Source organism: Pantoea nemavictus, assembly GCF_037479095.1.
GTDB classification, from domain to species: Bacteria; Pseudomonadota; Gammaproteobacteria; order Enterobacterales; family Enterobacteriaceae; genus Pantoea; species Pantoea nemavictus.
The window spans coordinates 948539-973800 of record NZ_JBBGZW010000001.1 but is presented as its reverse complement, the minus strand read 5'-3'; the positions used below and the strand labels follow the sequence as shown (position 1 = coordinate 973800).

Below are 25262 nucleotides of genomic sequence, written 5' to 3'. Positions count from 1 at the left end.
AAAGGCCGCAAGCGCGGCCTCTGGATTGGGCAAACAGCGTTATTCAGTCACTTTCTTTTTCAGATCGCTGGCACCTTCTTTGGTTTTATTCCAGCCTTTCTGCGTGCCTTCTTTCGTGGCATCCCAACCTTTCTCGGAACCTTCTTTAGTATTGTTCCAGGCTTTTTGCGTGCCTTCGCTCGCTTTGCTGCTCAGGTTATCGCTTTTGCCTTCAGCAGCATGTTTAGCTTTCAGCTGCTGCTCTTTACCTTCGTTCTGCGCCTGATGCAGTTTTTCTTTAGCGGTGTTAGCACCGGCTTGCGCGTTAGCGACGGTGTCATCAGTAGCATGTGTAGTAGCGGCAAAAGCCGAAGAAGCCAACAGAAGAGCCGATACTGCAATAATTGTCTTTTTCATAATTCCCTCTTTCTTGAAATATGTCGTCTCAGGTATTCATCCTGGCATAAGCCACGATGGAAAGATTTAAGAATAAACCAGGAATGAAAAAGGTCTAGTTTCGCTGGTGAAATCACCTGCAGATAGCATTTTAAGCCGTTGGCTTTTACAGGGGGCAAGCGCAAATGACGTGCTTTACGTTCAGCAACAAAGATTAAGCCTGCATGCCAACGTTACCCCGTCCTGAATGGTTGTACTGTCATCACTTATCCTCAGTGGGATCTGCTTGACTAGGTCACCTAAAATCTGGAGCAACTTTTACTCATCGTCACGCTCTTTGGCGGCCCGCTGACGGGCATAAAACTCATCTTCTGCGGCGATGATTTCGTCCATCAACGAATCAACATCTACGCTATGCAACTCTTCGGTAAACAGGCCGGTTAACGGTGTTTCTGGCGTTAATTTTCCATCTTCGTACAGCTGCCAGATCTCTTTCGCATAGCGGGTTTGCAGTATCTGCGGGGCAAACTGGCCGTAGTAAGCGGTAATATTATTGACGTCGCGCTCAAACATGGATTCGGCATGATTATTAGCGGCGGCGTCAACGGCTTGTGGCAGGTCGATGATCACTGGCCCGTTCGCGTCCTGTAACACGTTAAACTCTGACAGGTCACCATGAACAATGCCGGCACACAGCATGCGCACGATGTTGCGGATCATGGTTGCGAAATCAACAGCGGCATCCTCTGCCGAAAGCATCACGTCACTCAGACGTGGAGCAACCATGCCTTCTGCATCCGTGACCAGTTCCATCAACAACACACCGTCGATGCAGATATAGGGTTGCGGAACGCGCACGCCAGCATTAGCCAGACGAAATAGCGCATCGACCTCCGCGCTTTGCCAGGTCTCTTCCTGTTGCTTACGTCCGAATTTCGAGCCTTTTTGCATGGCACGCGTATTACGCGAGTTACGAACTTTACGTCCTTCCTGATAATTCACCGCCTGCTTAAAGCTTCTCTGCGTGGCTTCTTTGTACACTTTGGCACATTGAATTTTACCGCCACTTAAAACTGTGTATACGTCAGCTTCTTTGCCGCTTCTAAGTCTTTGAAGTACTTCGTCGATCAAGCCATCATCGACGAGAGGTTGGAGTCTGTTTGGGATTTTCATTCCAGTCGCCTTGAAAGAGTACGAGTACAGATACAAAAAAGCCCGCAAGGCTTACGCCGTGCGGGCTCTTAGGACTTCATCGAATGACTCTGGTGTCATCGATGGAGAATTTTGGTGGGCTGGCGGAATCTGAACCTAATCCGCAAGCTCATGTATTTAGGTGGCTTTATCTAATTCAACTTTGTGTTGTGTACCTAAACGTGTACCAATTATTAAATCCCATACCCCGGAACGGCAGAGCAATGATAACGAATGCACGGCGCTAAATCCAAAATAAAATGATTTTAGGGAAAAGTGTTCACACTGTTCACGTTTGATTTTTGTTTATTAAATTCATTGTGTTAGGTTGTGAATGGTTTGAGATGGGATGTACACCAGTGTGCACTTAAGGTGCACAACAGTAAGCTTTGTGCCAAAGGCAAATAATGCAGCCCTTGTTGATTGACTAAATCAACACTAAGGGTATAAATTTAACGCGTCGGCATAATCGTCTAATCGGTTAAGACACTAGAAACTAAAAGCCTTTTGAAATCTGGAAATGCGGGTTCGAATCCTGACAATGCCACCAAGGTTTAATTAAATGACTGAGAGTAAGTATCTTCGATCTATTTTAGATGAAATTGGGTATAGTGTGCACAATCTTAATACTATAGCCGTCGCCCTATCAAACTTGCCCTCTAATTCGGTAAGAGATCCTTCGTTAAATATTAAATGGGAGCCTAAAGGACTAGAGCAATCCTGCGTTTCAGCCCGTAGGTTTGCGGTTAGATCGTCATTGGTATTTGCTGTTGAAGCTCTTTTTGAATATATGGGGAGCATTAGTAGTGATTTAATAAGAAAGAAAGCCAGTATTAATTTGGATTTTAAAACTCAGCGCTCATCGAATGACTCGAAAGGGAAGCGGTTTTCAGATTATTGCAAATCTATACCTGGTATTGAAAAAGAATGGTATTTGTTAGTCGAGCTCATGTGCCATTGGCGCAATCGTATCGTTCATGCTAGTACTTCAAATGCTGAGTTATCTTCTTCAGATAAAATTTTTCTGGAGTCGAAAAGCTCCGATCTATATGACAATTTTTACCATTTTGATGTAATTAAGACCTTAAAGGATTATTCTGCGGATAAAGTTACCCTTAAAGAGGCGACTACTCTAATTACCTTTTTAATAAAATGTTGTAGAAAAATAGATGAGCATTATATTGCCTCTATATCAAAATTGAATAATCAAGCCTATTCTGAAGAGTTAGATGCTGATGAGCGGTTTACCAAGATAAGAAATCAGCCTAACAGTTCAAAGCGCTCTCGCCAAATTGCTAAGTATATAAATATAAATTTGCCCTATCTTTCCGATGAAAAAAGAAACGATTTAATCGCTGGTTTTGAATGATTCTTATGAGTTAATGTGTTTTTAAATATAATTTTTCGAGCAATGATATTGGTCTTTTATAAAAACCGGCCTGAGCCGGTTTATGTGCTTGTGAGATTATCAGGCGCTGCATGCTGGTAGCCAATCGGTCTCACTGTCCTCATGTAATGTTAGATTGGTTTGTATGCCGTTATTCGTTCGGCGCTTCAGTAACACGCGCTCATACTCTTTCAGCGTCTGTGGCACTGCTTGGCCGAAAGCCGTCAGGCTGAGCGGGTGCTGATGGCCACGAGATTCCATAAACGACAAATACGCGTGATAGAGATAGCGCTTCGGGTTTATCGGGCGAATGTTGGCATTTCCAATAAACAGCCCGTTCGGCGTGCTCAGCGGCATCAGGTAGCCACAGAAATCGACCAGAGGATCGGCCTGTCGCTTTATCTCCAGCGCTTCGCCGGATGATTGCTGCGCCTGCAACAGCTCGCGCGCTTCATCGGGTAACACGAAGCGCTGCATTAAATGACGAACAATGACGGCCAGCTCGACGCTGATTTTATCCAACAGCTGCGGGTCGCGCTCTTTCGCCGGTATAACCTCCGGGAAGGTCAGGATTACTCGGCGACGTGAAACGCCACCGCTGCGATCGCTGAAACGCATCGGATTATTGTTGACCGCCAAAATAACAGCCGGAATTTGAGTTGAGTAGGGATCGCGATATTTGGGATCGATGGCTACCGCATCACCGCCGGTAATCGCCTTAATGCCCGCGCCGTCGCCGCTCCACTTCTCTTGATCGGGCAGAATAATCAGCGAAAATCCCACTACGCTGGCACGCTCGCGCGATGATTCCAGCGTGTCGATGGTGGCGGACGTGGTGTTATCGCGGCCAGCGAGCAGCGTGGCGATCGAGGCTAATATGCTTTTCCCGCTTCCACCTGGACCAGTCACCTCAAGGAACATCTGCCAGTCATAGCGGTTTGCCAGCACCATAAATAGCGCCGCGAGGATGCGTTCCTGCTTGTCGTCATTATATCCGGCAGCCCGCGTTAACCAGCTGTAGAAGTTAGGCGCGTGATCTGCGAGATTTTCACCGGGGCGCGGCGCGGAGTAATCAACGCTGTTTGCCGTGCGCAGCCAGTTCTCACGGCGGTGCGGGCTGAATGTGCCGTTAGTCGTATCAAATACCCCATTTCGGAAACCTATCAGGCGGCGCGCCGGTTCACCCATTTGGGGCACCATCAGCTTGAGCGTATCGAGCACGCTGCCAATCCCGGCGGCTGAAAACGGTGCGCGCACCTTCTGAAACAGCGCTGCGATCTCACGGCGCAGCGTCTGTACCGGCATCACCTGCCACGCGCCGTTCTCGTAGCGGCAGATTTCCTCTCCAACGGGCGGCACGGCCAGCGCCTGCCCGTAATGATCGACCAGTAGCTCCGCCTTTTCACTGGCGCTCATGGCTTTGAGATCGGCCTCGCTCACCGACTCAAACGGGCTTGGCTTGTGGGGTTGAGTGAAAGCGGTAAGTAGCGCCTGCGTCGCAATGTCGCCCTGTGCCTGCCAGACGTCGTTCCAGTCGCCGGTTTCCGGCGGTAAAGCGGCTTTGCCCTTGCAGGTTTTCGCGGCTTCCTCGGCCTTAAGCTGGCCTGTGCCGTTTTCGTCGCGATCTGCGGCAACCAGCATCAGCGCATCAGGGTTGGTTTTGCGAAGCTGCGCGGCAAGCGCCGGCAGATTATTTGCGCTGAGCGCCACATAGACCGGTTGCCCCGTCAGGCGCTGCACAGTCAGGCCGGTTGCATAACCTTCGGTGAGCCACAGCGTTTTGCTGTCAGGTTCGCCTGCAAGGTGATAAGCGCCTTTCACCTGTCCGCCGGGCAGGGTGCGCTTGTCGCCAGCAGCGCTGATTAGCTGGATGTTAACGGCGTTACCGGTTTCGTCGGTCAGCGGCACAAGCAGATCGCCAGCCGCAAAACTGATACCGCCACAGCGCAAACCGGCAGCCAGCGTTAACGCCTGAGTGCTGTGCAGCCCTTTCGATAAAAGGTAGGCGTTATCCGTGCGGCTGAAGGCGGCGGCGAGCAACTTCTGAGCCCGCGCGGCGGCCTCGGATTGTGCGAGGGCTTTATCAACGATGTTCACCGGTGCTGTTGATACCGGTGGCAGCGCGCCGAGCATATCGGCGATTTTGATTGCCGCCTCTTTGGCGCTGACATCGAGCGCCTTTTCAACCAGATTCAGGCCGTCACCGGCTCCGCACTGGTTGCAGTGCCACGTCCCACGATCGTCCCGATTATCAAAGCGGAAACGATCTTTACCGCCGCAAACAGGGCATGCGCCGTGTCTGCCGCTGGCGTGAATGCTGATGCCCAGCGCGGGTAGAAGTTGCGGCCAGAATCCGGCGGCCGCTTTTACCGTGTCAGAGACTATGTGTTTCATCTGCTGGATCTCCTTCAGTGCAACGTGGCGCGGCGAGTAGCGCCAAGCTGGCTGCAGAAAAGCTCATCCATCATGGTCGCGCCAAGACGGGTCAGGCGCGGCGGCGCGGTCAGCAGGTCAGGTTCAACCATATCGCCCAGCATGGTGCATGCCATTTCCATTCCGGCTTCTGCGCCATGGCGACGCACGTAAAATCCTTCCAGCTCGAGCGCGATAGTCATCTGTAGTTCGTCGAGCGTTGCCGAAACGGTGATGCCCAGCGTTTTGCAGGCGTTGAGATAACCCTGCGCCAGCGCACGACGGTAAACGGCAGTACGGACTTCAACAGGTAAGCAGGAATTATTAGCGGTCATAATGGCGAGCCTCCGTGGCAAGAATCAGGGAATCGCAGGTTTCAAGGACTTTGCCGAGCTGATCGGTGAGAAGGGCAACGACAGAAGCTAGCGCGGCGCTGTTTGGCACGCAGCCTTGGGCGCTGAGGCAATGAACGGAATCGAACATATCAAGCACTGTTACGCCGACGGAATGAGCATGCAGCAGGCGTAGATAATCGGCGTGTGGAATTGAATAGGTGCTGTTGCTGTTGGTGCGAGCGGCAAGAGTATTCATGCAGTCACCGCCTGTACCGGCACGCGGCCAGCGAAGCATAGGACATAGTCACGAATGAAGTTGGCACGGGTCGTGCGCTCGTCTTTCGCCGCAAAACGAAGCTTGCAGGGACGGGCAGCGCGATCAGTGCAGTGCACGGCAGCGAAAATAAAAATGAATTTGGGGCGAGAGGCGGTAAGAACCGTTGTCATGACGACAATCTCCATTGAGTAGCGGTTATTGCTACCACCGGAGTTCCTACGCTCAAGGGTGGTAGCCCGAACGGGGGTAGGAATACCGGCCTCAATGGATACCGGCCAGCCCGAAGGCTGCCCCGCCCGAGCCACCATTATTTTGACGGATAAATGGTTTAATAACCATTTCCCGAATAATGGGTGCACAGAGGCATAGACACAAAAAAAGACGCATGGCGCGTCTGGTGTCGCCATTGAGAAACACGGGTTCCTACGCCCGGTTGCCGATTTTGCGGCAACAGGAAAACTGTATAACGGCCGCTCGCCAGAGAAAAGGCTTTTTTGGTTCATTTGGACGTTTACCCTAGCAATCGGTCAGGACTTGATCGGACTGCTGCGGATTTGATCGGCGTTCGCTGTCAGCTTTACCCGTTATAAGTTTTCCCGCCTGAGCTTTTTTGCCCAGAATCGAAATATGCCCGTGCATCCCGCTGTTAAAAGAAGGTGAGGTTGCCGACTTACCACTGACCACGCTTATAAGACTTTCAGCGATGAAGGTTGCTTCGTCTTTGGTTAGAGGAAATGAATTGATGCCGAAATTAAGCGTAATCATGCTGCACCTCCGGCGCGATGAGCGATACGTGATTGCATCCAGGCGTCGATCTCTGATGCCAGCCATGCAACGTTTTTACCACCAAGGGAAATCTGTGACGGAAACTGCTCACGGCTGATTAAGTCATAAATGGTCGAGCGTGACAGGCCGCAGATGTTGATAACTTCCGGTAGGCGCATGAAGCGATCGCGAGGATAAGAAATGTTGCCAGTTAGAGACGTCGTAGGAGTTGGAACGGATGAAACTGCGTGCATGGTGTTACCTCATAATGAGTCCGGCCGGTGCTGTCCGGTTCCGGGTGTGTCTTAGGTAACTCCCTATTTTGAGAATATTTTACCTAATGTAAACAACCCCTTGCACGGTGGCCTCTGGCTAAAAAACGATTAAAAAGTCACCAGTCGGTTAATATAGGTATATATAGGTGTATGCAGGTATTTGAGTTCTTTCAGATCTCTACTTAAGAAGTAAGAGCAATTGGTTTCGACAAATTAATAGGAAAAAACTGTTGAATAGGCTTGCCAGAATAAGGCTGGATTTTTAAGAGCAGTGAATACTAGTGAACAACGAGTGAAGACTTAACCTATAACTGTTCACGATTTTACTTACTGTATTTACTAACTTTTTTACTTTAGTGAACAGTAGTGAATAGTTATATAAGAACTTAAAGTTTTTGGGAAATGTTCCGGTCTCAATTTTTGGTTTGTTTGCTGAGCGACAGGCAGAAAGCAATCAAATGATTTGTCCGTTGGTGCACGACAGAATGGCCTCATCCTTTACAGATGATGCGAGACCACGATGAGCACTGCAGAAAATAAACCAATTTCACTGATTCGATTTGAAAAAGCGCGAGCGGAACACACTGCGCAGATGACAGAATTTAATAGTGTTGCCGCTAACATCACTCGTTGCGAAAAAGAGCGTCAGGCTGCCATTGAGGCGGGTAAGGAAGCCGAGATCAACTGGCGCACTAATTTTCGAAAACTGCGCGGTAATCTCACTGACGAACTTCGCGCCGAACATACGCAACGCATCGCCAGCCGCGAGCTGGCCGATGAGTTTGCGGGATTGTTGAAAGAACTGGAGTTGGATAAGCAATACGCCATGTTGTGTTGCTGCACTAGTGGTAGAGAGTTAGTCGAGTCACACAGTGCGGCCTTTACGGAATTTGCGGATTCACACTGGCAGTCGGCGCTGCGAAACGTAAGCCCTTCGCTGCTATGGGCAATCAAGCTGCGCATTCAGCGCGAAACAATCGCACCGACATTTGTTGGCGACGATCGCAATACAATCCGCGACATTTCTAGGCTTGTCGGTGAAGCGCTGACGCAGGCGGCGGAGGCGCTACCAGAGACTGTTCTGCATGAGGCTCCACTGCTGGAAAATATTGGGTTATATCGTCCCGCACTCACGGGCGTTGATATGGATCTCTACAATTCTCCAGCGCGCCGCAGCAAATTGGCCAAATCAATCCGTGATCAGCGTGCAGAACTGCAAGGAGGAGATCAGAAATGATGCACTGTCCTTACTGCAAAAGCCCGGCGCACGCGAAATCTAGCCGCTATATGTCCGAGCAGGTAAAAGAGCGCTATCACCAGTGCACAAATCTGGATTGTTCCTGCACGTTTAAGACGAACGAAAGCATCACGAAAGTCATAACCTCGCCGCCGCCACAGGAAACAGTTGAGGAAGTTGCGCCAATGCCGGTTAAAGAAAGGCAGACACTAGGCCGATACGGCTCAGCATTTCGTATTACTCACTAACTCTCAAAGCCGCTAATCAAACAGCGGCTTTTTTGTATCTGCTCTTCGTCATTCGAAGGCCTTTTTTCTGGCAAGCCGGTTTGTAAAGAGCCGCGCATGCCTAGAGTTCATGGATTTGCATGCAAAGTGATGCGTCAGCGGAATGTGTTGAAGCCATACATGGCGTGGCGAAAGTGGCTTTATGCACCTGCATGAAAAGCGGTGCATAAAGCGGGCAGGCGAGGGGGGGATAGCATTGCGCGCTGACACCTTAAACAATTTATTTTGCATGTTTATGGTGCTAATCTGAGCAATCAAGGTTTCCTAGAAGAATCAACACATAAATTATTTCATGGAGGGGATGGTTATATGTCTATCTTAATCAATTGCGTCAGAGTATCAGGATTTAGAGGATTAAAAGAAATCGAAGTTGAGATGGGACGTATTACCATTTTATTAGGTACTAATAACGCGGGTAAAACATCTTTTCTTAAATCGTTACAGCTTGCACTCGGAGATTATCAACGCTATTTCGGTGATGAGGATTTGCATATAGACATTTATGGGCATAAGGTTTCCGAGGTTTTGATAGATGTAAAAATAGTTCCTGTGGATGAGCAAAATAATAGAGCTGATGATTTTGATGAGCAATGGATAGATGTCTTTGGAGACAATACAGCGTTAGATGCTGAAGGTAAAGAATTTGTTGTGATAAGAACGAAAGTGCAGCCAGATTATATTAAGGGCGGTTTTAGCACTTTGAGATATTATCTTGAAGAGTGGGCAACAATTGATAGATGGAAAACAATAGCAACGAATGAAAGAAAGAAATTGCGCTCTAGAATAGAAGCGATGCCTTACATTTCTATAGATGCTCAAAGAGATATCCATAACGAATTAAAAGATAAGTCATCATATATTGGTAAGGTTTTATCTTACATTAAGTACGATGAAGGAGATGTCTCCTTATTAGAAGGTATGATCAGTAATATTAATGAGGCTGCTGTTAATAGAAGTGAGCCTTTACAGAGCTTAAAAGCATCACTCCAAGGATTAAATGATTCATTTTTAGGCTCAAATTATACTGAAATAACACCCTTTCCAAAGAAAATAAGAGATCTTTCAAAACAGTTTACTGTTCATTTTGGTGATCAAGAAAATAACTCATTTTCTATGGAATATCATGGTACTGGCACGCGAAGTTGGGCATCGATGCTGACTGTTCAATCTTTCTTAGGATTTATGCAAGAGAGATATCAAGGTGAAAGTAAGGCTTTGTATCCGATCATTGGAGCAGAAGAGCCTGAAGCACATCTACATCCTAATGCGCAACGAACGCTATTTAAACAGCTCATATCATCAAAGGGACAAGTAATACTAAGCACTCATTCTCCATACTTAAGTGCGATGGCTGAAATTGAGGATGTTAAGTCATTTATAAAAAGAACTGATGGTGTTCGAGTTAACTCACTAAAGACAAAAATTCGAGATGATGAAAGAAATTCCCTAAAAAGAGAAATAATGTTAACTCGTGGAGAATTATTATTTTCACGAGCATTGATTTTGTGTGAAGGTGTTACTGAAGAACAGCTTATCCCATCAATGTTTGAATTATACTTTAACAAAACAATGTTTAGTGTTGGTGTTAACTGCATTAGCGTTAATGGTAAAAATTATCCACCATTTATCAAACTTGCCAATAATTTGGGTATTCCAGTTTGCATAGTCAGTGATTGTGATGGCGATACCAGGGGTGAAATTGAACGGCAAGTTCAAAAGTTGAGAACAAATGAAGGTCTTAGTCTTGGTGCTGACTGTTTCTCTTTGAATTTTTTGAATGCATCTAACGATATCGAAGCTGAATTGTATAATGAACTAGGTATTAGAAGTGAAATAATTGACTCGCTAGTTCTTAGTGAAACCAAAGCTAGCACAAATCAACGATATATCGAAAGTAAGAGAACTGAAATTGAACGTTTAAGTGACGACGCAATCATTAAAATGATGCGCGATTCGAAAGCAAGTTATGCCGGGTATCTAAGCATTATTTTAAATAGTAATGCAAATGGGAAAGCAGTATCTGATATGATCCCTTCTTCTATAATTAATGCATTTACAGATGTTAGAGGATGGCTCGAATTATGATTGAACAACTATCTATAGCTCAAAGTAATATAGTTAGGGCACCTCTTGGAAATGCTTTGCAGGTTCTAGCCTCTGCGGGGTCAGGAAAAACAAGAGTATTGACCGAAAGAGTCCGTTTTATTATTCAATCTGCTCCCAGGGGTGGGGTCATTGCTCTCACTTTCACAAATAAAGCAGCGGATGAGATGATGGAAAGATTAGATGAAGGATTGTTCATAAAAGAAAGAACATGGATTGCTACTATTCATTCAGTTGCTCAGCGCATTCTTGAAAGCTACGGTTATACTATCGGACTACCAAAAGAATTACATATATATGAACGCGATCAGGATAGAATGGAAGTATTTATTCACTCGTTAAGAGAACAAGGGATAAATATCGATGAATATTTAAATATTGATGATGAGAGAGAGAAGCGTAACCGTGAGAAAATAATGAGTCAATACCTCACGGCTTTCTCATATATTAAGAGGGAATTATTGACAGAGGAAGATGTTAATAACTTGTATTCAAATACCCCTCGCATGTGGAGTGTATTTCAAGACTATCAGTCTGCATTATTGGAAAGCGGAGGGGTTGATTTTGACGATATACTGCTATATGCACATAAGATTTTATTAAACCAAGAGCCGGTTTCAAGAATATATCAAAAGAAATACATTGCTGTTTTTGTTGATGAAGCTCAAGATTTAAATAGAGCACAATATGAATTCATAAAAGTTCTTTGTGGAAATAAAATTAAAGATGTGATGATGGTCGGTGATAGTAATCAAATGATTTATGGTTTTAATGGTTCATCATCTGATTTTTTTATTAAAAAATTTAAAGAAGATTTCTCACCTATTGTATATCATCTGATTGAAAATTATAGGTCATCAAAAGCCATAATTCAATTGGCTAATAAGATCAAACCTAATAGTCAGGTCGGTGTTATCGCAGCATTAGACGGAATCAAGAAGCTTATTGCACTACCGGATGAAGAGGCGGAGGCTACTTGGGTTTGTAACAAAATAGAGAAGATTATTAACTCCGAAAGTCTTTCTGAAATTGAGGGTGCTGTCGATTATTCTAATTTTGTTGTGATTGGTAGGAATAGATTTGTATTCAAAGCGATAGAAAAGGAAATGAAAATCAGGAAGATTCCATTTTATCTTAAACGAAGTGACAGAAATGAAATGCCAGCATCACTGATTGGAAGGGTCATTGATCTTGCTATGAGGGTTAAGATAAATCCGAAAGACTGGGTTGATGCAAAAAAATTATTCAATCTAATTGATTTACTAAATCAATCAGAGGCTAAAGATTTATTTTTAATTGATGAAATACTTGGCAAGGTTAAAATTTCACAAGTCAAGAATAAAGATGTTATCTTGTTAGCTTTGAACGCCATAAGTAATTTAGATTTAGATTATCCAAATTTAATTAAATTTTGCTCTGATCTTAAATCAGAATTGAACTCGTTAGGTGTCAATGAAAAAGACTCGTCAAAAGCTGAAGAAATTGCACTTGGAATAAAAGATATTGAGCAGTTAAATTCAATGTGGCTCCAATTTAAAAGGAAAGGATTAGGTGACAGTTTATTATCTTTCAAAAATGCACTCTCTCTTGGGCAGCTGAGTGGAGATGGAATTAATAAGGGGGTTATGCTAAGCACTGTTCACACAATGAAAGGATTAGAGAAGGATATAGTTTTTCTTGTTGGAATGTGTGAAGGAGTTTTTCCTGATTACAGGGCTAAAACTAAAGCTGAAATTGAAGAAGAAAGAAATAGCGCCTTTGTTGCTGTTACACGCTCACGTCGCTGGATATTTATCTCATACCCTGAAAAAAGAATGATGCCTTGGGGCGATTTTAAATACCACGCAGCATCAAGATTTTTCGAAGAAATGAAATAATGTAAATCAGCATCGTAATCACACGGTGCTGATTTAATATTTGGATTTTTCTATTGTTATACCCCACCAACTCATCATCTCTTTGCGTTTTTCGAGATAGGTAGAACGGTTGTAGGCTCGCCTAACTTCGTTTTTATCTGAATGCGCAAGAGCTGACTCGATGACATCAGGATTAAAGCTGGCTTCGTTAAGTGCTGTACTTGCTATGGAACGAAGACCATGAGCAACCAACTTACCGCCATAACCCATGCGCTTTAACGCTGCATTCGCAGTTTGGCTATTCATTGGTTGTTTGGGATCGTTACGGCTTGGAAAAACATGTTGCCGGTTTGCGCTTAGAGGCCTCATAACCTCGAGAATGTCCAAAGCTTGTTTCGATAAAGGAACGACATGTTCACGCTTGGCCTTCATGCGCTCTGCTGGAATAACCCAAAGTTTCGAATCGAAGTCGATTTCTGCCCACTCTGTCCCCGTGGCTTCTGATGGTCTAACAAGCGTGAGTAGTTGCCACTCAATCAAACAGCGGGTGGCGATTGAGAGATTGGACATCACTAATGAACGCATTAGCTTTGGCAGTTCTTCCGGTCGTAATGTCGGCATGTTTTGCTTTTTAGGTTTTTCAAAAGCCATACCAACCCCCGAAGCAGGGTTAGCATCAATCAACCCTGTGTTGACTGCATAAATCATGATCTCGTTAATACGCTGCACCAACCGCCGAACAGTCTCAAGCGCACCTCGGGCTTTAATCGGCTCCAGTGCTTCAACGATCGTCCTAGCCTTGAGCTGCTGAACAGGAATTGCACCAACAGCCGGAAAAACGTCCTTTTCCAGTGATCGCCAAATATCCTTCGCGTAATCCTCGGTGACGCTTTTGCTCTTAAGCTGGAACCATCCCCCAGCCACAACTGAAAAAATGCTATCCAGCTCGATTTGGCGTTGTTCCGATACTTCCTCTTGCTGCTTCTGCGGATCAATCCCTTGAGCAAGCAGCGAAAGATATTGGTCACGCATTTGGCGAGCGACGGCGAGCGTCAGGGCAGGGTAAGAGCCTAGGCTGAGATTTGTGCGGCTAATGCTATTTGGCCGCTGGTAGCGAAAACGCCACAGCTTTTTACCTGAGGTTTTGACAAGCAGGAAAAGGCCATCGCCATCGTGCAGCGTGAAGTCTTTCTCTTGAGGCTTAGCTTTGAGGATTTCGTTATTGGTGAGAGGGCGTGTCATCCGCGCCATGACTGGTTTCCGTCCATAATTGGTACACGTTTTTGGTACACATTATAACGTGTACCAATTCGTGTACCAATTATCTCTGGATTTAGGCGGAACGTCTCGGAAGGTTACAGACACAAAAAAGCCCGCAGGGCTTGTGCCGTGCGGGCTTTCAGGACTTCTACGGATGACTCTGGAATCATCTTCGAAGGATTTTGGTGGAGCTGGCGGGAGTTGAACCCGCGTCCGAAATTACTACACCGTCGGCACTACATGCTTAGTCAGTCTTTACGTTCGCCGGCCAGCTGCGGACAGACACGCCACTGACAAACTAGCCTGATTAGATTTAGTGCTTCAACCCCAGGCAAGGCATCCACACGATCTCTTTTGGGTTTGACCTCTCTTGATCCCCGTCTTAAGAGCGGAAGCTAGGGAGAGAGGGCTTCAAAGCAGGTTATTAAGCTGCTAAAGCGTAGTTTTCGTCGTTTGCGACTATTTTTTTGCGGCTTTTTACGAGGCAAACCGCCCCTCGGCATGCTCCTAAGGCTTCACAATCCCGTCGAGTCCAGAATCAGCCCCAAGAAATTTCAATACTACAGAAAACAGATGTTCAAATCCAGTACTTAACGCTTTGAATTCTTCATAATACGTGCTTTATCCATCTTCCATTCACGTTCTTTAACGTCGTCACGCTTGTCGTGCTCTTTCTTGCCGCGTGCCACACCAATTTTCAGTTTGGCCCAGGCATTTTTCCAATACATCGACAGCGCAACCACGGTAAAGCCTTCACGGTTAACGCGTCCGTAGAGGGAATCGAGTTCGCGTTGTTTCAGCAGCAGCTTGCGGCTACGCGTGGGATCACACACCACATGCGTTGAAGCCACTGCCAGCGGTTGGAAGGTAGAACCGAACAGGTAAGCTTCACCATCGCGCAGCAGAATGTAGCTATCGCTGATGTTAGCCTTACCGGCACGGAGTGATTTGACTTCCCATCCTTGCAACGACATACCCGCCTCGAACTCTTCTTCAATGAAGTATTCATGACGTGCGCGTTTATTGAGGGCAATAGTGGCTGAACCGGGTTTGTTAACTTTTTTCTTTGTCATAGTGCGGCGTAGTCTACATCACTCAGTTTATGGGCGCATCCCCTGTCCTGCAGGGCGGTAAAAAACACTCCATTTTAGCACAGCAAGCAAAGCCGTGAATTTTTGTTTGGTGACTGAAAATGGTATTATTCAAGGGTTTTGTGATGAACAGGAACCATTATGGCCCAGATTAGCCGTTCAGCGCTGGTCCCTTATAGCGCTGAGCAGATGTACCGTCTAGTGAATGATGTGGATGCTTATCCTGAGTTTCTGCCGGGCTGCACCGGCAGCCGTGTGCTGGATAACAGCGGAGATCAAATGACCGCCGCCGTTGATGTCTCGAAAGCAGGCATCAGTAAAACATTTACTACGCGTAATACGTTGATCAGTAATCAAAGCATTTTAATGCAGTTGGTTGATGGTCCATTTCGAAAATTGACCGGCGGCTGGCATTTCACTTCGTTAGGTGATGATGCCTGTAAAGTTGAGTTGAGCCTTGATTTTGAGTTCACCAATATGCTGGTAGAAATGGCGTTTGGTCGCATCTTTAAAGAGCTCGCTAACAGCATGGTGCAGGCATTCAGTCAGCGCGCGAAAGAGGTTTATCGTGCCTGATATCAGCGTGGAAGTGGTATACGCGCTGCCCGATAAGCAATATTTGCGCTCAGTCACTATTGAAGAGGGCGCGACGGTTGAGCAGATCATTCAGGCGTCGGGCTTATTGTCGCTGCGCAAGGATATTGACCTTAGCACCAATAAAGTCGGTATCTACAGCCGCCCAGTGAAATTGACTGATGCTGTGCAGGATGGTGACCGTATCGAGATTTATCGGCCGCTGATTGCCGATCCAAAAGAGATGCGGCGTCAACGCGCAGAGCGTGCGGCAGATAAGAAATAGTCGGGTAGGAAAACTAAAAAAGGCGCTAAAGCGCCTTTTTTATTGCTGTCCACTTAGCCTTCTTTGCCAGTGAGCTTGGGCTTGTTATCGATGTTGGTCAGCGTTCCGTTGCTATCAAAGGTCAGCGTCAAGGTCTGCTGTTTCACACCTTCATGGCCAGGTTCCTGACGGAACACGTAATACCAAACGTTACTGCCAAAGGGATCGTGCATCATCGGCGTGCCAAGCGTGTAGGCGACCTGCTGCTGCGTCATGCCGTTGTGAATCTTCGACACATCGTTGGCGACCAGGTAATTCCCCTGATTGATATCCGGACGATACACAACGCGCTCAAGAGTGGAACATCCAGCGGTCATCATCAACATTACTACTGCCGCGGCAGTCAGCGTTTTACAGCGCATCTATACATTCCTTTTCTGGGGCCAAACGCCTTTCAGCAGGCTATTTTTTTGCCATCAAATTCTGAACTCTGCCTGCGGCAGGCTTTATCATTCGATTTATATAACTGCCGATGATAATAAACCTTTCCGCTATTTAAAACCTCTACAGAGCAAGCATATGACCACCAGCCGGGAAAAAAGTGCTGTATCAGGCGGCTAAAAGTTCTTTCGCGTTTGCCAGCGTGTTACGAGTGACCTCACTGCCGCCCAGTAGTCGCGCCAACTCTTGCAAGCGCGCACGCTTATCAAGCGGCTGCATATGGGTTTCAGTCATCGCGCCATCGGTCTCTTTGCTGACATAGAAATGATGATGTCCGCAGCCAGCAACCTGCGGCAGATGCGTTACGCACATCACCTGAGTTGATTCACCCAACTGACGCAGCATCTGGCCAACCACAGCGGCGGTTGGACCGCTGATTCCAACATCCACTTCATCGAAGATCATTGCTGGGGTTTCCATTTTCTGTGCGGTGATCACCTGAATGGCCAGTGCGATACGCGATAGTTCACCGCCCGACGCGACTTTGCTCAATGGCTGAAGCGGTTGGCCAGGGTTGGTGGTAACGCGAAAATCAATACGTGTCGCACCTTCAGCGGTGAGTTGATCTGCATTGAACTCCAGAACAATGGCAAACTGGCCATGCGGCATCGCCAGCGTGCGCATACTTTCGGTAATCAGATGACTCAACTCTTGTGCTGCATGCTCGCGCAATTGATGCAGCTTTTCAGCACTGACTAACGCGGCTTTATGGTGAGCCACCACGTCTGACTGTAGCGCTTCCTGATCGCTCTCTTGCTGTGACAACAGCTCCGCTTCATCCAGTAATTGCTGATAAAGCACAGGTAAGGTTTCAGGCGAAACGTGATGTTTGCGCGCAAGGGCGATCTGTCGTGACAGGCGCTGCTCGAGTTCATGCAGACGATTAGGATCGAGATCCAGCCGTTCGCAATAGTGGCGCAGTTCATCGCTGGCTTCACTGATTTGAATGGCTGCTTCTTCCAGCAGGTTGAAAACGCCGCTAACTTTATTATCCAGCGTTAACAGTTCACCTAACATATTGCGGGCGCTGTACAGCAGGCTTTGCAGATTGGTGTCATCACCATCGGCGAGGATTTGCAACGCTTGCTGACTGGTTGAAAGCAGTTGGCCGCTGTTCGCCAAACGTTTGTACTCTTCATCAATCTGTTCAAATTCGCCCAACTGAGGGGCAAATTCATTAAGCTCTTTCAGCTGATACTGCAGCAGCTCACGACGTGATTCCCGCTCTTGCGATAACTGCTGATGCTGTGCCAGCGCACGGCAACTCTGGTGCCAGCGCTGGTAGTGCTGGCGCATGTCGCACAGCACATTGTCATGTGCTGCGTAAGCGTCCAACAGGTGCTTTTGGTGATCGGCTTTGAGCAGGAGCTGGTGAGCATGCTGGCCGTGAATTTGAATCAGCAACTGGCCGAGTTCACGTAGCTGCGACAGCGGCACTGAGGTGCCGTTAATAAAGCCACGCGAACGGCCATCCGCGCTAATCACGCGGCGCAGCAGGCATTCATTACCTTCATCCAGCTGATTCTCAACCAGCCAGCGTTGTGCGGAAGGCGAGGCTTTCAGTTGGAAGCGGGCGCAGATATCCGCACGACTGGCGCCCTGACGCACCATATCTGCTTCAGCGCGGCCGCCTAAACACAGGCCCAGCGCATCGATAGCGATGGATTTACCTGCGCCGGTTTCACCTGTGATCGCTGTCATACCACGATGAAAGTCGATCTCCAGTTCACGAACGATAGCAAAATTACTGATGGTCAGTTGTGCCAGCATAGAATCACCTGTATGTAAAAACAGATATGGTTTTACATACAGTATATCCTGGTTTTTTATACAGTAAAGTAGTCGGCGATGATTTTCAGAACAATTTTTTCGACCAACCCAGCTTTGAGCTTAACGTATTAAAATAGTTATAATTTTTAGGGTGAATAAGATTGAGATGATTGGCGCTGCGGCGAATCAGTACATCTTCACCTTCCTGAATCGGCAGGGCAATCTGGCTGTCGCAACTGATCTCAAGGTCGCTGCGTAAGGAGGAGAAGCGCAGACGGATGGTGCTGCTGCTATTAATTACCAGCGGACGTGCGGAGAGCGTATGCGGGAACATGGGCACTAGCGTAATCGCGTCCAGCGACGGCGTAAGAATCGGGCCGCCAGCTGAAAGCGAGTAGGCAGTTGAACCGGTTGGTGTGGAGATAATTAAGCCATCAGAGCGCTGCGAGAAGGCAAACACCTCATCAATATAGACTTCGAATTCAATCATGTGCGCAACTTTTCCGGGATGAAGTACCACTTCATTAATGGCGCTACCGATGCGCGGCGAGCAATCTTCTTTGCAAACCTGCGCCTCCAGCAAGAAGCGGCTTTCGACGAAATAATCACCCTGCAGCACATCATCAAGTTGCTGTTGTGCGTTGTCCGGATCGAGATCGGTTAGAAAACCGAGGTTGCCACGGTTGATCCCAATGACTTTGATGTCATAGCGCGCCAGCACGCGAGCAGCGCCGAGCATGTTGCCGTCGCCGCCGACAACCACGGCTAAATCGGCACGTTGACCAATATCCGCCAGGCTGCCAGTTTCAGCGTTTTTCAAATCCAGTTCGCGCGCAATCTGCTGCTCGACAATCACCTCATAACCCTTTGCCGTTAGCCAGCGCCAGAGCATTTCATGGGTGGTTAACGCAGTAGGATGGCGCGGATGGCCGACAATCCCGATGCAGTTAAAGTGTTTGTTCATTTAGCGCGAGTTCCTTATAAGCCAAAACGGCCAGGCAATGTGATGGGTTTACTTGAAACCGTCAAACTGATCCCCATAATAAGCCAACCAGCGAGATGAATGTGCAAAACGCGGAGAAATTCATGAGTAGTAAAGAACAGAACACCCCAAACGAGCAAGTCTCAGACGAAATTCAACAGGATCAACAGCACGTGGACGCAGAGACAGCCGCTGAGGTGGATCCACGTGATGAGCGTATCGCGCAACTCGAAGCCGAGTTAGCCATTTCACAAACCGGCGTTCGTGATGCACAGCTGCGTGCTCAGGCGGAGATCGAAAACATCCGTCGTCGTACCGAAATGGATGTGGAAAAGGCGCACAAGTTTGCGCTAGAAAAATTCGCCAACGAACTGCTGCCAGTGATCGATAGCCTGGAGCGTGCGCTGGAAGTGGCTGATAAAGAGAACGCTGAACTGGCTTCGATGATTGAAGGCATCGAGCTGACGCTGAAGTCGCTGCTGGGCGCGGTGCGTAAGTTTGGCGTGGAAGTGGTGGGCGACACCAATGTGCCGTTCAATCCGGAAATCCATCAGGCAATGTCGATGATGGAGTCTGATGATATGGCGCCAAATCACGTGTTGATGGTAATGCAGCGTGGTTACACCCTCAACGGTCGTCTGCTGCGTCCGGCGATGGTGGCAGTGACCAAAGCCAAAGGCTAATCCCTTGCTGTAATGACAACGGCCGCATAATGCGGCCGTTTGTTTTTATGGCAGTTGCGGCATCCAATCGATCGGGGTTTGACCCGATTGGCTTAATAGCGCGTTAGCCTGTGAAAAGTGTTTGCTACCAAAAAAGCCGCGATGGGCCGAGAGCGGAGAAGGGTGCGGTGCTTTTAGGACATGATGACGCTGCGTATCAATGATGCTGCCTTTCTTCTGCGCATGTGAACCCCAGAGTAAGAAAATCACCCCTTCGCGGTGCTGATTGATGGCGCTAATAACGTTATCCGTAAAGGTTTCCCAGCCAAAGCGCGCGTGCGAATGCGCCTTGCTGGCTTCCACCGTTAATACGGTATTCAACAGCATCACGCCTTGCGTTGCCCAACTGTCGAGAAAACCGTGTTTAGGACGTACAAAACCGGGAATATCCAACTCTAATTCTTTGTACATATTCAGCAGCGACGGTGGAATGGCCACGCCGGGCAGCACGGAAAATGCCAGCCCATGCGCCTGGTTTGGACCGTGATACGGATCCTGGCCCAAAATAACCACTTTGATATCGCCCAGTTCAGTGAGGCGGAAGGCGTTAAAAACATCCTTTTGCGGCGGATAAACCGTTACGCCAGCAGCGCGTTCATTGGCAACCGCTTTAAGGGTTTCCCCGAAGTAAGGTTTCTCTTTCTCTTCAGCCAGCACATCGTGCCAGGTTAGCTTCTCAGCCATCATTGACTCCCTGCAAATTAATACGCCTAGCTTAACGTGTCAGGCACAGCAGCAGAAGGGTAAAAATAATTTGAAAATTTACGTAAAAAGTTAACTTTAAAAATTGTTGTGAATCAATTTGTTAGCTTTTGACGCGTTTAAAGTGATTGGACAAAATTGATACAGGTCAAAACCAAGGATTTCTTTGAGTGATATACCAGAGCATTCCATAACCGATTGATAAACGCTGTCCCTGTGCGGCAGCCTAAAGCCCTGGAGGCCCACTATGATTACCGGAATTCAAATTACTCAGGCAAGTAATCCACAGTTGATGAACTCATTCTGGCTGTTGGACGATGAGAAAGCTGAAGCACGCTGCCTGTGTGCTAAAGGTGATTTCTCTGAAGACCAGGTCGTTGCTATCAGCGATCTGGGTGAAATTGCTTACCGTGAAATTCCACTTGAGCAGAAACCGCAGGTGCGTATTGAAGGTGGTCAGCACCTGAACGTAAACGTACTGCGTCGTGAAACGTTGGAAGATGCCGTGAACCATCCGGAAAAATATCCACAGTTGACCATTCGCGTTTCCGGCTATGCCGTGCGCTTTAACGCGCTGACGCCAGAGCAGCAGCGTGATGTTATTACTCGTACATTTACCGAAAGCCTGTAATTGCAGCGCTGACGAAAAGACACACAGCAATACAAGCCGCGCCAATGTTGATTGGCGCGGCTTTTTTATATTGTGCGTTGAAAAAGAGAGGCTTCTGAAGGGACGTTCATAACGAAAGCGCTATTTCGCTACGCTTAAAACAAAAAAATCGCCTCAAAAGAGGCGATCAGTTTCAGGCGGTGCTGTTTTATTCCGCACCGGATTCTGGTGCATCGCTACCGCTTGGCTTGCGGCGTTTACCGACATTTTTGGTGTCGCGATGGCGTTTTTTCACGCGTGGTTTCTCTTCTTCTTTCTCTTTCTTCTCTTTGCGCTTCGCAAGGGCCTTTTTCGACGGTTTTCCCGTCACTTTAGCGCTTGGCGCACGGCTTTCTGGACGCAGTTCATCAATCACACGCGCCTTTAACGGCTCGTTGATGTAACGGGTGATTTTACCCAGCAGCACGTGATCGTGTGCCTCAACCAGCGAAATTGCTGTACCTTTACGGCCCGCACGCGCGGTACGACCGATGCGGTGCAGATAGGTATCGGCAGTGCGCGGCAAGTCGTAGTTGATAACGTGTGAGATATCGTCAATGTCGATACCGCGAGCGGCAACGTCAGTGGCGATCATCACCTTAACGCGGCCATCATTCATGCGTTTGATCGCTTCGTTACGGTTCACCTGCACCATTTCGCCTTCAAGATAGCTGGTGCGAATACCAGCTTCATGCAGCCATGTGACCAGCTCATGCAGACGCTCGCGTTTGCGCACAAACACGATGACGCGCGTGGCATCGGGCTGTTTCAGCAGATGAATCAGCAACTTATTTTTATGCTCAAGATCGTCAGCGCGGTAATACCATTGCTGAATTTTTTTACGTTCGCTTTTGCTTGGGTCGGCCTCGATAAAGACTGGCTCGTTCAGCAAACGCTCGGCGAAGTCTTTGATGTGCTCGCCTTCCAGCGTCGCCGAGAACAACAGCGTCTGCTTGCGCCAGCGGGTTTCTGCGGCGATGGTTTCGATGTCCTGCGCAAAGCCCATATCGAGCATGCGGTCAGCTTCATCAAGAATCAGTGTCTCCACAGCACGGCAGTCAAAGTTCTCTTCTTTGATGTATTGCAGCAGACGGCCGGTGGTCGCGACGACGATGTCCTGGTTTTCGCTGAACACTTCGGCATGGTTCATATACGCCACGCCACCGGTGATGGTGGCGATATCCAGATGCGTGTGTTTAGCCAGTTCGCGTGCGTGATCGGCAACCTGCATCGCCAGTTCGCGCGTTGGGGTGACAATCAAAATGCGTGGCGGGCCTGATTTCTTGCGCGGGAAATCGAGCAAATGCTGTAAAGCGGGCAGCAAAAACGCTGCAGTTTTCCCCGTCCCGGTTGGAGCCGAACCCAGAACGTCACGGCCTTCCAGCGCGGCAGGAATGGTCTCGGCCTGAATAACAGTAGGGCGAGTGAAGCCTTTTTCCTGCAAAGCTTGTAGCAGGCTTTCGTCGAGTTCGAGTTCGGAGAATGTGGTTACGGTCATGGTCTACCTCAGTTTGGGGCGCTGATTATAGACAGAACGAATATAATCTTCATCTGTTTGTGTAGGTATTACGGGCGCAGGTGAATTCCCATCCTCACCACGTTACACTTCCGGCAGTAAAAAATTCAATGGTAGTGAAGAATGTCTCAGCACCAGCCGCAGGCGCGGCAAACGTTAAGAAAAGATGGTTTTACCTTTAAACAATTCTTCGTCGCACACGATCGCTGTGCGATGAAAGTGGGCACCGATGGCGTGTTAATTGGCGCATGGGCGCCCGTTGCAGATGCCCGTCGCATCCTCGATATAGGCTGCGGCAGCGGACTGATTGCGCTGATGTTGGCGCAGCGCACGTCGTCTCAGGTACAGATTGATGCGGTTGAGCTGGAAGCCAGCGCTGCGCAGCAGGCGCAGGAAAATATGCAGGCTTCGCCGTGGGCGGATCGCATTACGGTTTATCATCAGGATATTGTTAGCTGGAGCGAGCAGTGCGAAAAACGCTATTCGCTGATCGTTAGTAACCCACCTTTTTTTGCACCAGGTATGGCTTCTGGCAGCATAGAGCGAGATACCGCACGCAGTACCGCCACACTCGATCATCTCACCCTGCTGCGTTGCGCGGCGCAGTTGATTGAGGAAGAGGGACTTTTTTGCGTGGTGCTGCCCGCAGAGGCAGGAGAAGCGCTGATTGCACTCGCAGAAGCCGACGGCTGGCATCTGCGCTATCGCTACGACGTTGCCGCTTATGCGCAGCGTCCACCGAATCGGGTGGTCTTAGGCTTTTCTCCAACCGCAGGCGAAACGCTGCTGGAGCGTCTCGCCATTCGCGATGAAGATAAAAGCTATTCGGCAGACTGGCTCAGCCTGGTCAAAGCGTTTTACCTATTCCGTTAGCGTTGGCTGCAGGATGGTCGGTAAGGCTTCCGCAAGCAGGTCGGGATTGTCGAGGGTAAAGTGCAACCCGCGGCTCTCCTTGCGTTGCAGTGCACAGCGCACCATCAGTTCGGCGACCTGAACCAGATTACGCAGCTCCAACAGATTGTTTGATAGGCGGAAATGCGCGTAGTACTCATCGATCTCCTGCTGTAGCAAATTGATGCGTCGCAGTGCGCGCTCCAGCCGTTTGGTGGTGCGAACAATGCCCACGTAATCCCACATAAACAGCCGCAGTTCGTGCCAGTTGTGTTGAATGACCACGCGCTCATCGGCATCATCAACGCGGCTTTCATCCCATGCGGGTAGATGTTCCACCGCCGCGACATCGGGCAGGCGAGCGATCATGTCTTCCGCGGCTGACCAACCGTAAACCAGGCACTCCAGCAGTGAATTTGATGCCATGCGATTGGCACCGTGCAAGCCGGTGTAGCTCACTTCGCCGATGGCATAGAGCCCGTCTACGTCAGTTCGTCCCTGCTGATCAACCATCACACCGCCGCAGGTATAATGCGCCGCGGGCACGATGGGAATAGGCTCTTTGGTAAGATCCAGGCCGAAGGTCAATAACTTTTCATAGATCATCGGGAAGTGGGCGCGCACAAAGCTTTCCGGCTGGTGGCTAATGTCGAGATACATGCAATCGACGCCCAGGCGTTTCATCTCATGGTCAATCGCGCGCGCGACGATATCGCGCGGGGCCAGTTCGGCTCGCTCGTCAAAGTCAGGCATAAAGCGCGATCCATCTGGTCGCAGCAGCCAGGCACCTTCACCGCGCAATGCTTCGGTTAACAGGAAATTCTGTGCTTGCGGATGGAATAAACAGGTAGGGTGGAATTGATTGAATTCCAGATTGGCCACGCGACAACCGGCGCGCCATGCCATCGCGATGCCATCGCCGGACGCCACATCCGGATTCGTGGTGTATTGATACACTTTCGCTGCGCCGCCGGTGGCTAAAACCACGGCGCGCGCGCGACAGGTTTCTACCTGTTCGCGATTGCGGTTCCAGATCCACGCGCCAACCACACGGCGTTTGCCCGGCAAACCGAGCTTATCGGAGAGAATTAAATCCACCGCATTGGTGCGTTCGATAATGCGGATATTGGGATGACTCAGCGCCTGGCTTACCAGCGTGGTTTCAACCGCACGACCAGTGGCATCGGCGCTGTGCAGGATACGACGATGGCTGTGGCCGCCTTCGCGTGTGAGATGGTAACGTGCTTCGCCGTCAACCTGCGGCTCTTTATCGAATGCTACGCCATTATCAATTAACCATTGCACACAGTGACGCGCATTACTGGCGATGAAACTCACTGTTTGACGATCGCATAAGCCCGCTCCGGCCACCAGCGTGTCTTCTACGTGAGATTCAATGCTGTCCGTTTCATCAAACACTGCGGCAATTCCGCCCTGCGCATACAGCGTTGAGCCTTCATTGACCTGGGCTTTACTGAGCACAGTCACCTGATAATGCGGTGCCAGTCGCAGTGCTAAAGATAAACCTGCCGCACCGCTGCCGACGATGAGTACATCACACTGATAATCAGGAAGAGAGGTCATGATGTTTAATTTACTAAACAAAAGGTCGCTTGAGCATAAGCCTGGATAGCGATGCTGTGAAGTATTTTGAACAAATTACGCCGGAAAATTATCCAGCCTCTCAGGATAGTAACGCGATATCAGTAGGTTAACGTTTAAAATAAGTAGAATGTGTTTTTTATAGTAAACACTCTGAAAATTCAGGTAATAAAGGTGAAAATGACCGCATCATAAGGTACTCTGCCAGCGATTATCGGTGCCGCAAAAGACACCACCG

The 25262-nt window shown here is 48.4% G+C and carries 26 protein-coding genes and 1 other RNA gene; 10 read left to right on the top strand and 17 right to left on the bottom strand.

Annotated features, from left to right (window positions below; genetic code table 11):
• Positions 1-39 precede the first annotated feature (39 nt).
• Positions 40-396 carry a hypothetical protein gene (locus WH298_RS04510; RefSeq protein WP_007886138.1) on the bottom strand — a complete coding sequence of 119 codons (357 nt, stop codon included), beginning with the start codon at positions 394-396 and terminating at the stop codon, positions 40-42.
• A 297-nt stretch (positions 397-693) separates the two neighbouring features.
• Entirely contained in the window at positions 694-1548 is an 855-nt protein-coding gene (locus WH298_RS04505; protein ID WP_007886139.1) for a PA4780 family RIO1-like protein kinase, read from the bottom strand.
• Between the two features lie 580 nt (positions 1549-2128).
• On the opposite strand from WH298_RS04505, the gene WH298_RS04500 reads away from it, so the two are divergent.
• Positions 2129-2935 carry a hypothetical protein gene (locus WH298_RS04500; RefSeq protein WP_180822311.1) on the top strand — a complete coding sequence of 269 codons (807 nt, stop codon included), beginning with the start codon at positions 2129-2131 and terminating at the stop codon, positions 2933-2935.
• A gap of 99 nt (positions 2936-3034) precedes the next feature.
• On the opposite strand, the gene WH298_RS04495 is transcribed toward WH298_RS04500, so the two are convergent.
• From WH298_RS04495 to WH298_RS04470, 6 genes are read right to left on the bottom strand one after another with little or no spacing between them, the layout of a single operon-like run.
• Positions 3035-5347, bottom strand: a complete 2313-nt coding sequence (locus WH298_RS04495; RefSeq protein ID WP_180822310.1) for a primase-like DNA-binding domain-containing protein — start codon at positions 5345-5347, stop codon at positions 3035-3037.
• Between the two features lie 14 nt (positions 5348-5361).
• Positions 5362-5703: a DUF5375 family protein gene (locus tag WH298_RS04490; protein ID WP_180823687.1), complete on the bottom strand. Its 342-nt coding sequence runs from the start codon at positions 5701-5703 to the stop codon at positions 5362-5364.
• Complete coding sequence (locus WH298_RS04485; protein WP_180822309.1) at positions 5690-5956, bottom strand: hypothetical protein; 267 nt, start codon at positions 5954-5956, stop codon at positions 5690-5692. Before WH298_RS04485 ends, WH298_RS04490 begins: the two co-directional genes overlap by 14 nt.
• Positions 5953-6480, bottom strand: a complete 528-nt coding sequence (locus WH298_RS04480; protein ID WP_180822308.1) for a host cell division inhibitor Icd-like protein — start codon at positions 6478-6480, stop codon at positions 5953-5955. The genes WH298_RS04485 and WH298_RS04480 overlap by 4 nt, the downstream gene beginning before the upstream one ends.
• 13 nt (positions 6481-6493) lie before the next feature.
• Positions 6494-6742 (bottom strand): hypothetical protein, encoded by a 249-nt coding sequence (locus WH298_RS04475; protein ID WP_180822307.1) that lies wholly within the window; start codon positions 6740-6742, stop codon positions 6494-6496.
• A complete protein-coding gene (locus WH298_RS04470) occupies positions 6739-6996 on the bottom strand; it encodes a helix-turn-helix transcriptional regulator (RefSeq protein WP_180822306.1) in 258 nt (85 codons plus the stop codon). Before WH298_RS04470 ends, WH298_RS04475 begins: the two co-directional genes overlap by 4 nt.
• Positions 6997-7537: 541 nt before the next feature.
• Between WH298_RS04470 and WH298_RS04465 the strand changes: the two genes are divergently transcribed.
• The 4 genes from WH298_RS04465 to WH298_RS04450 all read left to right on the top strand — a co-directional run bounded on the left by WH298_RS04465 (position 7538) and on the right by WH298_RS04450 (position 12521).
• On the top strand, positions 7538-8254 hold the full coding sequence (locus WH298_RS04465) for a hypothetical protein (RefSeq protein WP_180822305.1): 717 nt from the start codon (positions 7538-7540) through the stop codon (positions 8252-8254).
• On the top strand, positions 8251-8502 hold the full coding sequence (locus tag WH298_RS04460) for an ogr/Delta-like zinc finger family protein (protein WP_180822304.1): 252 nt from the start codon (positions 8251-8253) through the stop codon (positions 8500-8502). The genes WH298_RS04465 and WH298_RS04460 overlap by 4 nt, the downstream gene beginning before the upstream one ends.
• A gap of 348 nt (positions 8503-8850) precedes the next feature.
• Positions 8851-10626 (top strand): ATP-dependent nuclease, encoded by a 1776-nt coding sequence (locus WH298_RS04455; RefSeq protein ID WP_180822303.1) that lies wholly within the window; start codon positions 8851-8853, stop codon positions 10624-10626.
• Entirely contained in the window at positions 10623-12521 is a 1899-nt protein-coding gene (locus tag WH298_RS04450; RefSeq protein WP_180822302.1) for an ATP-dependent helicase, read from the top strand. Before WH298_RS04455 ends, WH298_RS04450 begins: the two co-directional genes overlap by 4 nt.
• A 33-nt stretch (positions 12522-12554) precedes the next feature.
• On the opposite strand, the gene WH298_RS04445 is transcribed toward WH298_RS04450, so the two are convergent.
• The 3 genes from WH298_RS04445 to smpB form a co-directional block, all read right to left on the bottom strand.
• A complete protein-coding gene (locus WH298_RS04445; protein WP_180822301.1) occupies positions 12555-13751 on the bottom strand; it encodes an integrase domain-containing protein in 1197 nt (398 codons plus the stop codon).
• A gap of 192 nt (positions 13752-13943) precedes the next feature.
• Positions 13944-14306, bottom strand: a transfer-messenger RNA (tmRNA) gene (gene ssrA, locus WH298_RS04440).
• Positions 14307-14350: 44 nt separating this feature from the next.
• Complete coding sequence (gene smpB / locus WH298_RS04435; RefSeq protein WP_007886141.1) at positions 14351-14833, bottom strand: SsrA-binding protein SmpB; 483 nt, start codon at positions 14831-14833, stop codon at positions 14351-14353.
• Between the two features lie 159 nt (positions 14834-14992).
• Between smpB and WH298_RS04430 the strand changes: the two genes are divergently transcribed.
• Entirely contained in the window at positions 14993-15427 is a 435-nt protein-coding gene (locus WH298_RS04430; protein ID WP_007886142.1) for a type II toxin-antitoxin system RatA family toxin, read from the top strand.
• Positions 15420-15710: an RnfH family protein gene (locus tag WH298_RS04425; RefSeq protein WP_180822300.1), complete on the top strand. Its 291-nt coding sequence runs from the start codon at positions 15420-15422 to the stop codon at positions 15708-15710. Before WH298_RS04430 ends, WH298_RS04425 begins: the two co-directional genes overlap by 8 nt.
• A gap of 53 nt (positions 15711-15763) precedes the next feature.
• Here the strand turns inward: WH298_RS04425 and bamE are convergent, their stop codons facing one another.
• From bamE to nadK, 3 genes are all read right to left on the bottom strand, one after another.
• Positions 15764-16111: an outer membrane protein assembly factor BamE gene (bamE, locus tag WH298_RS04420; RefSeq protein WP_007886144.1), complete on the bottom strand. Its 348-nt coding sequence runs from the start codon at positions 16109-16111 to the stop codon at positions 15764-15766.
• 187 nt (positions 16112-16298) lie between these two features.
• A complete protein-coding gene (recN, locus tag WH298_RS04415; RefSeq protein ID WP_180822299.1) occupies positions 16299-17960 on the bottom strand; it encodes a DNA repair protein RecN in 1662 nt (553 codons plus the stop codon).
• A gap of 85 nt (positions 17961-18045) precedes the next feature.
• Positions 18046-18924 carry an NAD(+) kinase gene (gene nadK / locus WH298_RS04410; protein ID WP_008101540.1) on the bottom strand — a complete coding sequence of 293 codons (879 nt, stop codon included), beginning with the start codon at positions 18922-18924 and terminating at the stop codon, positions 18046-18048.
• A 122-nt stretch (positions 18925-19046) separates the two neighbouring features.
• Between nadK and grpE the strand changes: the two genes are divergently transcribed.
• Positions 19047-19625, top strand: coding sequence for a nucleotide exchange factor GrpE (gene grpE / locus WH298_RS04405; RefSeq protein ID WP_007886149.1), 579 nt, complete (start codon positions 19047-19049; stop codon positions 19623-19625).
• 45 nt (positions 19626-19670) lie between these two features.
• On the opposite strand, the gene ung is transcribed toward grpE, so the two are convergent.
• A complete protein-coding gene (gene ung, locus WH298_RS04400; RefSeq protein ID WP_180822298.1) occupies positions 19671-20348 on the bottom strand; it encodes a uracil-DNA glycosylase in 678 nt (225 codons plus the stop codon).
• 265 nt (positions 20349-20613) lie between these two features.
• Between ung and grcA the strand changes: the two genes are divergently transcribed.
• A complete protein-coding gene (grcA, locus tag WH298_RS04395) occupies positions 20614-20997 on the top strand; it encodes an autonomous glycyl radical cofactor GrcA (protein WP_007886153.1) in 384 nt (127 codons plus the stop codon).
• Positions 20998-21184: 187 nt separating this feature from the next.
• Here grcA and srmB read toward each other — a convergent pair whose 3' ends face one another.
• Complete coding sequence (gene srmB / locus WH298_RS04390) at positions 21185-22513, bottom strand: ATP-dependent RNA helicase SrmB (protein ID WP_007886155.1); 1329 nt, start codon at positions 22511-22513, stop codon at positions 21185-21187.
• A 141-nt stretch (positions 22514-22654) separates the two neighbouring features.
• On the opposite strand from srmB, the gene trmN reads away from it, so the two are divergent.
• Positions 22655-23404, top strand: a complete 750-nt coding sequence (gene trmN, locus WH298_RS04385; RefSeq protein WP_180822297.1) for a tRNA(1)(Val) (adenine(37)-N(6))-methyltransferase TrmN — start codon at positions 22655-22657, stop codon at positions 23402-23404.
• Here the strand turns inward: trmN and nadB are convergent.
• Positions 23393-25006, bottom strand: coding sequence for an L-aspartate oxidase (nadB, locus tag WH298_RS04380; RefSeq protein ID WP_007886160.1), 1614 nt, complete (start codon positions 25004-25006; stop codon positions 23393-23395). The genes trmN and nadB overlap by 12 nt on opposite strands.
• Positions 25007-25262 lie beyond the last annotated feature (256 nt).

What these genes read in the sequence shown, in the direction of transcription:
- ung (WP_180822298.1), bottom strand. Translation starts at nt 20,348, where the DNA reads ATGGCTGAGAAGCTAACCTGGCACGATGTGCTGGCTGAAGAGAAAGAG.
- WH298_RS04505 (WP_007886139.1), bottom strand. Translation starts at nt 1,548, where the DNA reads ATGAAAATCCCAAACAGACTCCAACCTCTCGTCGATGATGGCTTGATC.
- grcA (WP_007886153.1), top strand. Translation starts at nt 20,614, where the DNA reads ATGATTACCGGAATTCAAATTACTCAGGCAAGTAATCCACAGTTGATG.
- bamE (WP_007886144.1), bottom strand. Translation starts at nt 16,111, where the DNA reads ATGCGCTGTAAAACGCTGACTGCCGCGGCAGTAGTAATGTTGATGATG.
- WH298_RS04475 (WP_180822307.1), bottom strand. Translation starts at nt 6,742, where the DNA reads ATGATTACGCTTAATTTCGGCATCAATTCATTTCCTCTAACCAAAGAC.
- WH298_RS04455 (WP_180822303.1), top strand. Translation starts at nt 8,851, where the DNA reads ATGTCTATCTTAATCAATTGCGTCAGAGTATCAGGATTTAGAGGATTA.
- recN (WP_180822299.1), bottom strand. Translation starts at nt 17,960, where the DNA reads ATGCTGGCACAACTGACCATCAGTAATTTTGCTATCGTTCGTGAACTG.
- nadB (WP_007886160.1), bottom strand. Translation starts at nt 25,006, where the DNA reads ATGACCTCTCTTCCTGATTATCAGTGTGATGTACTCATCGTCGGCAGC.
- trmN (WP_180822297.1), top strand. Translation starts at nt 22,655, where the DNA reads ATGTCTCAGCACCAGCCGCAGGCGCGGCAAACGTTAAGAAAAGATGGT.
- WH298_RS04470 (WP_180822306.1), bottom strand. Translation starts at nt 6,996, where the DNA reads ATGCACGCAGTTTCATCCGTTCCAACTCCTACGACGTCTCTAACTGGC.
- grpE (WP_007886149.1), top strand. Translation starts at nt 19,047, where the DNA reads ATGAGTAGTAAAGAACAGAACACCCCAAACGAGCAAGTCTCAGACGAA.
- WH298_RS04510 (WP_007886138.1), bottom strand. Translation starts at nt 396, where the DNA reads ATGAAAAAGACAATTATTGCAGTATCGGCTCTTCTGTTGGCTTCTTCG.
- nadK (WP_008101540.1), bottom strand. Translation starts at nt 18,924, where the DNA reads ATGAACAAACACTTTAACTGCATCGGGATTGTCGGCCATCCGCGCCAT.
- smpB (WP_007886141.1), bottom strand. Translation starts at nt 14,833, where the DNA reads ATGACAAAGAAAAAAGTTAACAAACCCGGTTCAGCCACTATTGCCCTC.
- srmB (WP_007886155.1), bottom strand. Translation starts at nt 22,513, where the DNA reads ATGACCGTAACCACATTCTCCGAACTCGAACTCGACGAAAGCCTGCTA.
- WH298_RS04430 (WP_007886142.1), top strand. Translation starts at nt 14,993, where the DNA reads ATGGCCCAGATTAGCCGTTCAGCGCTGGTCCCTTATAGCGCTGAGCAG.
- WH298_RS04465 (WP_180822305.1), top strand. Translation starts at nt 7,538, where the DNA reads ATGAGCACTGCAGAAAATAAACCAATTTCACTGATTCGATTTGAAAAA.
- WH298_RS04485 (WP_180822309.1), bottom strand. Translation starts at nt 5,956, where the DNA reads ATGAATACTCTTGCCGCTCGCACCAACAGCAACAGCACCTATTCAATT.
- WH298_RS04450 (WP_180822302.1), top strand. Translation starts at nt 10,623, where the DNA reads ATGATTGAACAACTATCTATAGCTCAAAGTAATATAGTTAGGGCACCT.
- WH298_RS04445 (WP_180822301.1), bottom strand. Translation starts at nt 13,751, where the DNA reads ATGGCGCGGATGACACGCCCTCTCACCAATAACGAAATCCTCAAAGCT.
- WH298_RS04500 (WP_180822311.1), top strand. Translation starts at nt 2,129, where the DNA reads ATGACTGAGAGTAAGTATCTTCGATCTATTTTAGATGAAATTGGGTAT.
- WH298_RS04460 (WP_180822304.1), top strand. Translation starts at nt 8,251, where the DNA reads ATGATGCACTGTCCTTACTGCAAAAGCCCGGCGCACGCGAAATCTAGC.
- WH298_RS04495 (WP_180822310.1), bottom strand. Translation starts at nt 5,347, where the DNA reads ATGAAACACATAGTCTCTGACACGGTAAAAGCGGCCGCCGGATTCTGG.
- WH298_RS04480 (WP_180822308.1), bottom strand. Translation starts at nt 6,480, where the DNA reads ATGAACCAAAAAAGCCTTTTCTCTGGCGAGCGGCCGTTATACAGTTTT.